Genomic DNA, 11730 nt, shown 5'->3' with positions numbered 1-11730 from the left:
GTCTCTTCGCCGCCGTCCGGCCGTCCCCGGTGTCCTCGCCCGGTTCCGGCCCGCGGATCAGTCGGCGGTACCGGCGGGTTGGGGCACCTGAACGCCCCCGCTTCCGCCGTCGTCTCCTTCGCGGACGTCGTCGTCCGCGGCCGGGGAGCCGGTCTGCTGCCTGAGCTCGACGATCGCGGCCTCGAAGTCCTCCAGCGAGTCGAACGCCCGGTAGACCGAGGCGAATCGCAGATAGGCGACGAGGTCGAGTTCCTGCAACGGGCCGAGTATGGCCAGCCCCACGTCGTGCGTCGTCAGCTCGGCGCTTCCGGTGGCCCGGACGGCCTCCTCGACCCGCTGGCCGAGCTGGGCGAGGGCGTCCTCGGTGACAGGCCGTCCCTGGCACGCCTTGCGCACGCCGTTGATGACCTTGGTACGACTGAAGGGCTCGGTCACACCCGAGCGCTTGATCACCATCAGTGAGCAGGTCTCCACCGTCGTGAAACGACGGGAGCAGTCAGGGCACTGACGGCGCCTGCGGATCGACGTCCCGTCGTCGGTCGTACGACTGTCGACCACACGGCTGTCGGGGTGCCTGCAGAAGGGGCAGTGCATGGATTCCCAACCCTCCTCACAGCAGACTCGATGGCCTCACGGGCCCCTCGGGCCTCACGAAGCAGCCCCCAGCATAGGCGATCCCTGAGGGTGCGAATACACGGGGCACCACAACTTCTGGGCCACTGCGCCAATCCAACCACTAGATGTGGGGGATTGACGAATAAACGCAGGCCGCTTCAGCGTGTCGCGTCGCTACGGCGCCTCCCGGCGGTCCCGCGCCCGCGCGGGAGGGGGTGCCACCTGGGCACATGCGGAGATTACGTGAGTGCAGAAAGGAGGAGAGGTGGGACTCGGGCCGCGGTACCCGCGCGGCGGGACATCGGCTGGCAGACTGGGACGACGGCCCACAAGGCCGTCCGGTGACGGCGGCGAGGGGTGCGACGTCAGCCCGTTCCGTCCGCCGGACACGGCACGAGCCATACACCTGGACACATGATCAAGTCCAACTCTTCGGGGTTTTTCACTCGAACGTGTGTTTGGCGCAACCTTTCGAAAGCAACTACCGTTGTCAAGCAGGGAGACCATCGAGAGGGGCCGCCGTGACCACCACCGCAGACAGTGCCACCATCACCGCCCAGGACCGCTCCCAGGGCCGGCTCGACCCGGTGCACGCGATGAACGAAGCCACCAGTCCCGAGGGGCACAAGCGCTCCCTGCCGGGCCGACCTCCAGGCATCCGGGCGGACAGCTCGGGCCTGACCGACCGGCAGCGCCGGGTGATCGAGGTCATCAGGGATTCCGTGCAGCGGCGCGGCTACCCACCGTCCATGCGGGAGATCGGCCAGGCGGTCGGCCTGTCGAGCACCTCCTCGGTGGCCCACCAGCTGATGGCACTGGAGCGCAAGGGCTTCCTGCGCCGCGACCCGCACCGCCCGCGCGCGTACGAGGTGCGCGGCTCCGACCAGTCGGTGTCCGTCCAGCCGACGGACACCGCGGGCAAGCCCGCCGCGTCGTACGTCCCCCTGGTCGGCCGGATCGCCGCCGGTGGCCCGATCCTCGCGGAGGAGTCCGTCGAGGACGTCTTCCCGCTGCCCCGTCAGCTCGTCGGTGACGGTGAGCTGTTCGTGCTGAAGGTCGTCGGCGACTCGATGATCGAGGCCGCGATCTGCGACGGCGACTGGGTGACCGTCCGCCGTCAGCCCGTCGCCGAGAACGGCGACATCGTGGCCGCGATGCTCGACGGGGAGGCGACCGTCAAGCGTTTCAAGCGCGAGGACGGGCATGTGTGGCTGCTTCCGCACAACTCCGCGTACGAACCGATCCCCGGGGACGACGCGACGATCCTCGGCAAGGTGGTGGCCGTACTGCGCCGCGTCTGAGGCGGTGGGCGGGCGGCCCTTCCCGCTGCGCCTGCGCCCTGTTGACTGGGCCCCGGGATCCCTGCGCCGGTTCCGGGGCCCTGTGGTGTCTTCGGGGCCTGTAGGGGCCCTGATCCGGGTCTGCGCGTTGCCTCACGGCTCAGGGCTGTGCTGCCTCGCGAAGCCTCAGGTGGCTCTCCGGCCCGAAGGGGGCGAGTTCCGGCTCGCCCCCTCAGTCATGCACGCACACTGTCATGCCCCCGGGCTGCCGTGCCCTCAGGCCCCCGCCTGTTTCGCCGCCGCGTCGATCGCCGCGAGGGACTTGCGGACCTGGTTGCGGTCCGTCGTGTACCAGAAGTCGGGCATGGAGGACTTCAGGTAGCTGCCGTAGCGCGCGGTGGCGAGGCGCTGGTCGAGGACGGCCACGACGCCCCGGTCGCCCATCGCGCGGACGAGACGGCCCGCGCCCTGCGCCATCAGAAGAGCGGCGTGGGTGGCCGCGACGGACATGAAGCCGTTGCCCCCGGACTCCTCGACCTTCTTCTGCCGGGCGCTCATCAGCGGGTCGTCGGGGCGCGGGAACGGGATCTTGTCCATGACGACGAGCTGGCAGCTCGGCCCGGGGACGTCGACGCCCTGCCAGAGCGAGAGCGTGCCGAACAGGCACGTCCTCGGGTCCGCCGCGAAGTTCTTGATCAGCTCGCCGAGCGTCTCCTCGCCCTGGAGCAGGATCGGGAACTCCGGCATGCGCACGCGCAGTTCCTCGGCGGCGAGCTGGGCACCCCGCATCGACGAGAACAGGCCGAGCGTACGGCCGCCGGCCGCCTGGACGAGTTCCGCCAGCTCGTCCAGCATGTCCGCACGGTCCCCGTCGCGCGCGGGGCGCGAGAGGTGCTTGGCGACGTACAGGATGCCCTGTCTGGGGTAGTCGAAGGGTGAGCCGACGTCCACGCCCTTCCACTGCGGCAGGTCCTCGCCCTCGACGCCCTCGGGGGCGAGCCCCAGGGACGCGCCCACGCCGTTGAAGTCACCGCCCAGCTTCAGCGTGGCCGACGCCAGGACGACCGAGCGGTCCGCGAAGAGCTTCTCCCGCAGCAGGCCCGACACGGACATCGGGGCGACGCGCAGGGACGCCCCGAAGCGGTCGTGGCGTTCGTACCAGACGACGTCGTACTCGGAGCCCTGCACGATGCGCTCGGCCACGTCGTGGACCGTCTCCACCGACGCCAGCGCCTGCTTGCGGACCGCGTCCTCGTCCTGGACGGACTTGTCGCGGGTCGTGCCGAGCGCGGAGATCACCGTACGGCCCGCGTCGCGCAGGGCCATCAGCGCGTAGTTGAGGTCCTCGGGGAGTTCTTCGAGGCGTCCGGGCAGGGCCAGTTCCATCAGCCGCTCGAAGCCCTCGGCCGCGGTCTGGAGCTGGTCGGCGACCTTCTCGTCGACCAGCTTCGCCGCCCTGCGCACCGCGCGGTTGACCTGCCCCGGGGTCAGCTCGCCGGTGGCGACGCCGGTGACCCGGGAGACCAGTTCGTGCGCCTCGTCGACGATCAGGACCTCGTGCTGCGGGAGGACCGGGGCGCCCTCGATGGCGTCGATCGCGAGCAGCGCGTGGTTGGTGACGACGACCTCGGCGAGCTTGGCGCGCTCGCGTGCCATCTCGGCGAAGCACTCGGCGCCGTACGCGCACTTGGAGGCGCCCAGGCACTCGCGGGAGGAGACCGACACCTGCGCCCACGCGCGGTCGGAGACGCCCGGGGTGAGGTCGTCGCGGTCGCCCGACTCCGTCTCGTCCGACCAGTCGCGCAGCCGCAGCAGGTCCTGGCCCAGCTTGCTGGAGGGGGCCGCCGCCTCGAACTGGTCGAAGAGTCCCTCCTCCTCGTCCTGCGGCACGCCCTCGTGGAGCCGGTGCAGGCACAGGTAGTTCGATCTGCCCTTGAGCATCGCGAACTCCGGGCGGCGGCGCAGCAGCGGATGCAGCGCGTCGACGGTGCGCGGGAGGTCGCGCTCCACGAGCTGGCGCTGGAGGGCGAGGGTGGCGGTCGCGACCACGACCCGCTCACCGTGCGCGAGCGCGGGAACGAGGTATCCCAGCGACTTTCCGGTGCCGGTACCGGCCTGCACCAGCAGATGGGAGCCGTCGTCGATCGCCTCCGCGACGGCTTCGGCCATGGTCACCTGACCGGGGCGCTCCGCACCGCCGACAGAGGCGACGGCGGCGTGCAGGAGTTCGGGGAGAGAGGGCTTCGTCATAGCGCGACCACCCTACGGCCCGGCACTGACATCGTGCGGCCGAAGGGGAGGTGAGGGGTGGGATCGGGGTGGGGTGTGGAGTGGGAGGGGGCGCGAGGGGGTGGAGCGGGCGCCGGGGTTCGAGGAGGGGACGTGGGCACTGGGTTCGAGGGGGTGGGGACGGGGTGGTGAGTGGCGGGAGGGCCCGGCGAGCGCGTGGGATCCGGCGAGCCGGAGGGGTTCGGAAAAAAGTCTGGGAGACGAGGGAACTCGGACGACACCCCGAACGTCACTATGAGTAACTAATCGAGTTCGAACAGTCAACACCAGTCCGGGAGGTTGGGGTCCGTGAACTGAGGCATCCGGCCCTCGGGCGGAGGGCACAGGGAATTACGGTCGCGCGTCACGATCGCGGCCCGCTTGGAGGGCAGGTCGACCTCGCCGATGCACTCGAAGCCGGTGGTGTAGAAGATGCGGAGGGAGGCAGCGTTGCGGACGTCCGGTTCGGCGATGACCCGGGGGCAGTCGGGGCGCTTTTCGAGGATGAGGTCGGCAACGGTCCGAAGCAGGACACTGCCCAGCCCCCGCCCCCGGTCCCGCGGGTCCCCGATGAGGAGGTGCAGGCCCGTGTCGTGCGGTAGGGCGGGGTAGTAGCGGGCCAGCGGGTCGAGGTCCGCGCGGTAGATCTCCCAGTAGCTCATGGGCGTCCCGTTCAGCACCCCCAGACAGGGGACGCTGCGCCCGCCGCTCTCGAACTGGACCCGGACGTGCCGGGTGGTCCGGATCTCGGGGCCGGCCAGGTCCCAGAAGGCGGCGACGGCGGGGTCGTTCATCCAGCGGGCCACCAGCGGGATTCCCAGGTCGAACGTCACAGGGATGAGGTGAAAGATCCCCACATGGCACAGGGTGGGCCCCCAGTCGGCGACCCCGTCGAGGAGGTCTTCGGTGGTGCTGGGGCCGTCGTGACCTTTCGTGGTCGGCACAGGGACGCTCTTTTCGGGAGGCGGACGGGAGGAAGGCCGGAGCTCAGGAGGCCGAGGAGGCAAGGGGGTTGGCGAAGGTGACGTAGACGGACTGCGTGTCGACCGGGCCGACGAGTTCGTCGAGGCCGTGCACCCGGGTCAGGAGGTTCGCCTTGCAGCGCAGGACGGGTGAGTCGAGCAGACGCGAAGGGAGGGAGCCGCGCATCCGCCGGGGGCCGGCGGCGGCCATTTCGAGGAAGCGGCGGAAGGAGGCGAGCAACAGGCGCTCGTCCACGAGGCGTTCGGAGCCGAAGGCGCCGATCAGACCGAACACGTTGTTGATGCCGAGGTAGTAGGCGAAGCGCTCGTCGGTGACCTCGTCGGAGACGAACGTGTCGCTCGACCCGCCGATCCCGGGCAGCCGGGCGTCGAGCCGGGCGCGATGGGACTCACGGAAGTAGTAGCCCTGGTTGTCGCGGTACCGGCCGCCCGCGGGCCAGCCTTCGGAGTCGAGCAGCAGGAGGGTGTTCTGCTGGTGGGCCTCCAGGGCGATTCCCGCCTCGCCGTCGAGCCACAGCACCGGTCGGACGACGTGTTCCAGGTACCGCAGGAACCACTCGACGGCGACGGCACCCCGCGGACGGGCGCTGCGGGCGGCGAGGCGGTCGACGAGGGTCGCGAGACGAGAACGGAAGGAGAGGAGGTCCGGAGATGGATCGGTCACGGGACGGCGGGCGCCGGGCAGGTGCCCGGGGGTGTGCGGGCGGGGTGAGACCAGTCCGGCGACGCACGAGACGTCGTCCGACGGGGCGAAGGGGTTGTGCCGGATCACCACGTCCAGTCCGGTCACCGGCCGGCCCTCACGGTCGTCGACAGCGAGCCAGGCCGGATCGCGGACGATGTCGAAGTGCGGGTGGGCCGCGTGCCACCCCCGGGCGAGGCCGGTGCGCAGGAGGCGGTGCACCTCGACGCCGCGGTGGAGTTCCTTGCGGAGGTTCTCCCGGCGGGAGTTGGTGATGCGCAGCGCCAGCGAGAGCTTCAGCATCGCGGGGGCACCGGAGCGGTGGACGGTGCGGACGGAGGAGGTGGGATGCCAGGGCGGGCCGTACGTGCCGAGGTCCTTCAGCAGCCCGGCGTCCAGCAGGGCGGCGACCTCGGGGCGGTGCCGGGCCTCGCGGAACTGCCAGGGGTGCAGGGGGAGCGCGGCGTACCCCTCGGGCAGCGGGAGTCCGGGGCCGGCGAGGCGGGCGGTCAGGTCCTGTGCGCGGACCGGGCGGCCGCTCTCGGTCCAGGCCGAGTCGGTGGCGAGCACGGAAGGGGCGACAGCGAGCCAGTGCAGGGGGAACGCGCCGTGCGACTCGGGCGAGTAGAGAAGGGTCTCGACGTCGGTCAGGCCCTCGCGGCTCTTCGGAGTGGGGTGGAGAGGGTGTCCCAGCAGGAGGGACTGTTCGGCGGCGAGGAACAGATCGGGGGTGTCGGTGGAGGAGGGCGCTCGGCGGGCGGTGAGGAAGAGGGTGGCGCGGCGGAGGGAGTCGGCGACGCGGGTGACGAGGTCGGAGGCGTCTGCGGGGTGCGCAGGAGTGGGGGCGTCGGCGAGGCCGGATCCGGGGGCGAGGTCCGGGTTGCCGATGGCCCTGTCGCAGGCCGGCAGCGGGGCGGTGTCCGGCGCCGGTGGCGTGACCGTGTCGCGCGCGTGCGCCTCGCGGGTCAGCAGGGCAGCAAGCGTGACGGCGTCCAGGGGCGGGGCCGGGGCGGGGGTGTCGGCGAGGGACGGGGGGCCGAAGCGGTGCAGGCCGGTCGGGGACCAGTAGTGGACGGGCGCGAGCAGGATGAGGCCGCAGGACGGGAGGGGGATGCGGAGGAGGTCGGTGTCGGGGGGCGGTACGGAGGTCTCGCGTACCCAGCAGCGGAGGAGGTTCTCCGTGGCGGCGGCTCGGGCGGCGGGGTGGGTGAGGGGGGCGGTGATCGGTCGCGGGGTGGCTTCGGCGTGCACGCGGGGTCCTTGTGGGGAGGGTGGCCGGTGAGCGGGAGGGGGCTAGGTCGGAGGTGTCGCGCGTGGGGGCGGGTCCGTGAGGCGGTGGGGGTGCTCGTCCGATGGGGAGCGGTGGGTGCGGGGGTCGCGGGTGACCGCCGCGAGCGCGTCGGCGAAGCGGTCGAGGATCGCGGTCGCCTGGTCGTCGGTGATCGTGAGGGGCGGGAGGAGGCGGACGACGCTGCGGTCACGGCCGCCGAGGCCGACGATCAGCCCTCGCTCCAGGCAGGCGCGTCGGACGGCGTCGGCGGTCGGACAGGGCGCGCGTCTGTCCACGCCGGACCTGACCGGCAGCGGCACTGTCGGGCCGGGCTCCCCGGCGGCCATATCGACGCCGATCATGAGCCCGCGGCCGTGCACGTCACCGATCCACGGGAACTCCCCCGCAAGAGACCGGAGTTGACGCAGCATCCGGGCGCCGACACGGGCCGCGTGGTCGGCGAGGCGGTTCTCGCGGACGTGGGCGAGGGTGGCGGCGCCCGCGGCCATGGCGAGCTGGTTGCCGGGGACCGTGCCCGCGTGGCCGCCGGGTCCCCACAGGTCGAGGTCGTCGCGGTGGACGATCACCGCGAGGGGCAGGCCGCCCCCGATCGCCCGGGAGAGGACCATGGCGTCGGGGCTGATCCCGCTGTGCCCGACGGCCCAGAAGGCACCGGTGCGGCCGACGCCGGTCCGGGTCTCGTCGGCGATCAGAGGGACCGCCCGTTCCGCGGTGATCCGCCGCATACGGCGCAGCCACCCGTCCGGCGCGGGAACGCCGCTGTCCTGGACGGGTTCGAGGATCACGCAGTCCGGACGGGGCACGCCCGGCTCGCGGCCGCCGAGGACGGACTCGGCCCAGCCGACGGCGAGTTCGGCACCCAGGCCGTCGCCGGCGCCGTAGGGACAGCGGTGGACGGGAGGAGTGCGGGTGTCCGGCACGCCGGCGGCGATCGTGTGGTGGGCGTCGGTGAAGGCGAGGACGGCGGTGCGGGCCGGCGCGAGGGTCGTCGCCACCGCGTCCGTCCCGGCGGGCCCGCCGAACCGCACGCGCGCGTGGCCGGCGAGTCCGGGCGGGAGGGTGCACAGCAGCTCGGCGACGAAGGCGTCCTGCACGGAGGTCGCGAGGCCGGGGGCGTGCAGCGGCGCCCCGGAGTCGAGGACCCCACGGACCGCTTCGAGGACGACGGGATGGTTGTGCCCCAGCGCGAGCGCCCCGCCTCCCGACAGGCAGTCCAGGTACCGCCGCCCGTCGGCCCCCTCGACGATCGGCCCGCGCGCCCGCACCGGCACGATCGGCAGCGCGCAGGTCCGCTCCCCCGCCCCGACCTCACCCACGGCTGCCTGCCTTCCCTCGCCCAGGAACGGGACCCCCGGCACGTCCCCGCCCGGCCCCACCGCTACCAACCCCGCTCCGGCCGACGGGTTACGGCCTCCCAGAAGATCGTCACCGGGGTCGCGGGGGCACCGGCGACGGATGCGGCGGGACCCGTCCCGCGCGGCCCCTGGTACGCCGGGCAGGAACCGTTTCTGCGCCCAACTCCCCAGCTCAGGCAGCTCGTAGCGAAACCGTTGCCGTTCCCCCGGAAGTCCCCCACAGCGAGCGCATATCGTGTGTTGCCGTTCTACATGGCCGCGAGATCGGCCCGAACTCGCCGTTCGGGCGGCCGATTTCCCGGCATCGCACCAAGTTCGCCGAAAGCAGGGGGAGTTCAGACATGCCATCCATACGGCCGCCGTTCACCGCTCGTCGAGGGGGGACCGCGCGCCGCACCACCGCTCCCGCGCGCCGCCGGACCTCCCCGGTGCTGTCCGCGGTCGCGCTCGCCTCGGTGCTCGCGCTCACCGCCACCGCGTGCGACGGGGACGACCAGGCGGCCGGTTCACCGACGGCCTCCGCCTCCGAGGCCGGCGGCGGGAAGATCCAGGTCCCGGGCGACCTGCTGGACCGGCTCAAGCAGCACGGCATCGACCTCGACAAGTGGAAGAACGGCGCCTGGAAGAACTGGGACAAGGACGACTGGCTGCGCGAGGCGCAGGACTTCGTCAACCCGATCATCGAGGGTCTGTGGGACCCGGACCGGATGCGCGATGCGCAGGACCCGGACCGGGGTGTCGCCGACAGCGACCTCGCGGGCGACCAGGGTGTGACGGACCCGGAGCCGTCGCCGGTGGACGCGAAGGCGGTGGCCGCGAAGTACCACACGAACGTGCCCGAGGCCGGGAAACTGCTCTTCGACTCCCCCGAGGGCTCGATGGTCTGCTCGGCGACGGTCGTCGAGGACCCCGCGCACCTCGGCAAGTCGAACCTGGTGTGGACGGCGGGCCACTGCGTGCACGCCGGCAAGAACGGCGGCTGGTACCGCAACATCGCCTTCGTCCCGTCGTACAACGACACCGCGATGCCGACGTCGGCGCTCAAGACGGCGACGCGCGAGCAGGTCGCGCCGTACGGCGTGTGGTGGGGTGACTGGGCGCAGACCTCACAGCAGTGGATCGCGCAGGGCGGTCCGACGGGCGGTGACGGGGCGCCGTACGACTTCGCGGTCATCCATGTCACCCCGGAGAAGGGCGGCTCCGGGAAGTCGCTGGAGGAGACGGTCGGCGGGGCGCTGCCGGTGGACTTCGCGGCGCCCGCGGTGGCGGACGTGCCGAGCATCACGGCGGCGGGCTACCCGGCGGCCGAGCCGTTCGACGGGCAGAAGCTGTACGAGTGCGCGGACAAGCCTGGCCGGCTCTCGCTGTCCTCGGCGGACCCGACGATGTACCGGATCGGCTGCACGATGACGGGCGGCTCCTCCGGCGGCGGCTGGGCCGAGAAGGGGTCCGACGGCAGGCTCAGGCTGGTCTCCAACACGTCCATCGGCCCGGCCACCTCTGGCTGGCTCGCGGGACCGCGCCTCGGCGAGGTCGCCAAGGGCGTGTACGAGTCGGTGAGCAAGAAGTCAGCGGGCCAGTGACACACCGAAGCGCCGCTCCCTCGCGCTGAGCGCTGAGGGGGCGGCGCTTCGTCGTAGGCGTACGCGCGTCAGATCGCCTGGGCGGGTACGTACGGCGCGAGGTCCGCGGCGAGTTCCTCGTGGACGCGCGCCTTCAGCAGCGTGCCCTCCGCGAGGTGCTCCTCGGAGAGGACCTCGCCCTCGGTGTGGGCGCGCGCGACCAGCTTGCCGTGCGTGTACGGCACGAGCGCCTCGATCTCGACGGACGGCCTCGGCAGCTCCTCGTCGATCAGCGCGAGCAGTTCGGCGATGCCCTCGCCGGTGCGCGCGGAGACCGCGATGGAGCGCTTCTCGATCCGCAGCAGCCGCTGGAGCGTGAGCGGGTCGGCGGCGTCCGCCTTGTTGATCACGACGATCTCGGGTACGCCGGTGGCGCCGACGTCCCTGACGACCTCGCGCACGGCCGCGAGCTGCTCCTCCGGGGCGGGGTGCGAGCCGTCCACCACGTGCAGGATCAGGTCGGACTCGCCGACCTCCTCCATGGTGGAGCGGAACGCCTCGACCAGGTGGTGCGGCAGGTGCCGGACGAAGCCGACCGTGTCCGCCAGGGTGTACAGCCGGCCGCTCGGGGTCTCCGCGCGGCGGACGGTCGGGTCCAGGGTCGCGAACAGGGCGTTCTCGACCAGGACTCCCGCGCCCGTGAGGCGGTTGAGCAGCGAGGACTTGCCGGCGTTGGTGTAGCCCGCGATGGCGACGGACGGCACCTTGTGGCGCTTGCGCTCCTGGCGCTTGATCTCGCGGCCGGTCTTCATCTCCGCGATCTCCCGGCGCATCTTCGCCATCTTCTCGCGGATCCGGCGCCGGTCCGTCTCGATCTTGGTCTCACCGGGACCACGGGTGGCGAGGCCGCCGCCCTTGCCGCCGCCCATCTGGCGGGACAGCGACTGACCCCAGCCGCGCAGCCTCGGCAGCATGTACTGCATCTGCGCGAGCGCGACCTGCGCCTTGCCCTCCCGGGACTTGGCGTGCTGGGCGAAGATGTCGAGGATCAGGGCCGTACGGTCGATGACCTTGACCTTGACGACGTCTTCCAGCGCGATGAGCTGGCCGGGGCTCAGCTCGCCGTCGCAGATCACGGTGTCGGCGCCGCTCTCCAGGACGATGTCCCGCAGCTCCTGCGCCTTGCCGGAACCGATGAAGGTGGCCGCGTCGGGCTTGTCGCGGCGCTGGACGACGCCGTCGAGGACGTACGCGCCGGCCGTCTCGGCGAGGGCGGCGAGCTCCGCGAGGGAGTTCTCGGCGTCCCGCGCGGTGCCGGTGGTCCAGACGCCGACGAGGACGACCCGCTCCAGCCTGAGCTGGCGGTACTCGACCTCGGTGACGTCCTCCAGCTCGGTGGAGAGGCCCACCACGCGGCGCAGGGCCGCGCGCTCCGAGCGGTCGAACTGGTCGCCGTCCCGCTCCTCGTCGATCGTGTGGCTCCAGGCGACGTCCTCTTCCATCAGGGCATCGGCCCGAAGACCGTCGGGGTAGTCCTGCGCGAGGCGCTTGGTGTCCTGGGAAGCGGAAGAAGAGGAGGTCATTTGATCCTTACGTCGTCGAAGATGCCGCTAGGGCGCCTGTCACCCTGCTCAACGCACGAGCCCGGCGGAAGATTCCCGCACCTCGGCCCGTACCACGCCGGCCCGAAAATG

Annotated in this window: 8 protein-coding genes; 2 read left to right on the top strand and 6 right to left on the bottom strand. The window is 72.0% G+C overall.

The features are described 5' to 3' along the window. Nucleotides 1-57: 57 nt before the first annotated feature. Nucleotides 58-594: a transcriptional regulator NrdR gene (gene nrdR / locus ACLZOT_RS05125; protein ID WP_416967500.1), complete on the bottom strand. Its 537-nt coding sequence runs from the start codon at nt 592-594 to the stop codon at nt 58-60. Between the two features lie 542 nt (nt 595-1136). Here nrdR and lexA point away from each other — a divergent pair. Further along, nucleotides 1137-1916, top strand: a complete 780-nt coding sequence (gene lexA / locus ACLZOT_RS05120) for a transcriptional repressor LexA (RefSeq protein WP_416967499.1) — start codon at nt 1137-1139, stop codon at nt 1914-1916. Nucleotides 1917-2171: 255 nt separating this feature from the next. Here the strand turns inward: lexA and ACLZOT_RS05115 are convergent, their stop codons facing one another. The 4 genes from ACLZOT_RS05115 to ACLZOT_RS05100 form a co-directional block, all read right to left on the bottom strand. Continuing rightward, complete coding sequence (locus tag ACLZOT_RS05115; protein ID WP_416967498.1) at nt 2172-4145, bottom strand: ATP-dependent DNA helicase; 1974 nt, start codon at nt 4143-4145, stop codon at nt 2172-2174. A gap of 299 nt (nt 4146-4444) precedes the next feature. Then, nucleotides 4445-5107, bottom strand: a complete 663-nt coding sequence (locus tag ACLZOT_RS05110; RefSeq protein WP_416967497.1) for a GNAT family N-acetyltransferase — start codon at nt 5105-5107, stop codon at nt 4445-4447. A 43-nt stretch (nt 5108-5150) separates the two neighbouring features. Beyond that, nucleotides 5151-7079 carry an IucA/IucC family protein gene (locus ACLZOT_RS05105; RefSeq protein ID WP_416967496.1) on the bottom strand — a complete coding sequence of 643 codons (1929 nt, stop codon included), beginning with the start codon at nt 7077-7079 and terminating at the stop codon, nt 5151-5153. 42 nt (nt 7080-7121) lie between these two features. Further along, nucleotides 7122-8504 (bottom strand): aminotransferase class III-fold pyridoxal phosphate-dependent enzyme, encoded by a 1383-nt coding sequence (locus ACLZOT_RS05100; protein ID WP_416967495.1) that lies wholly within the window; start codon nt 8502-8504, stop codon nt 7122-7124. 311 nt (nt 8505-8815) lie between these two features. Between ACLZOT_RS05100 and ACLZOT_RS05095 the strand changes: the two genes are divergently transcribed. Next, a complete protein-coding gene (locus tag ACLZOT_RS05095) occupies nt 8816-10057 on the top strand; it encodes a trypsin-like serine peptidase (protein ID WP_416967494.1) in 1242 nt (413 codons plus the stop codon). A 68-nt stretch (nt 10058-10125) separates the two neighbouring features. Here ACLZOT_RS05095 and hflX read toward each other — a convergent pair whose 3' ends face one another. After that, nucleotides 10126-11619: a GTPase HflX gene (gene hflX / locus ACLZOT_RS05090; RefSeq protein WP_416967493.1), complete on the bottom strand. Its 1494-nt coding sequence runs from the start codon at nt 11617-11619 to the stop codon at nt 10126-10128. Nucleotides 11620-11730: the final 111 nt, after the last annotated feature.

It is taken from the genome of Streptomyces sp. 4F14 (genome assembly GCF_048159485.1).
Lineage (GTDB): Bacteria > Actinomycetota > Actinomycetes > Streptomycetales > Streptomycetaceae > Streptomyces.
Note: the sequence above shows the minus strand (reverse complement) of the source record. Positions and strands in the feature narration are given on the sequence as shown.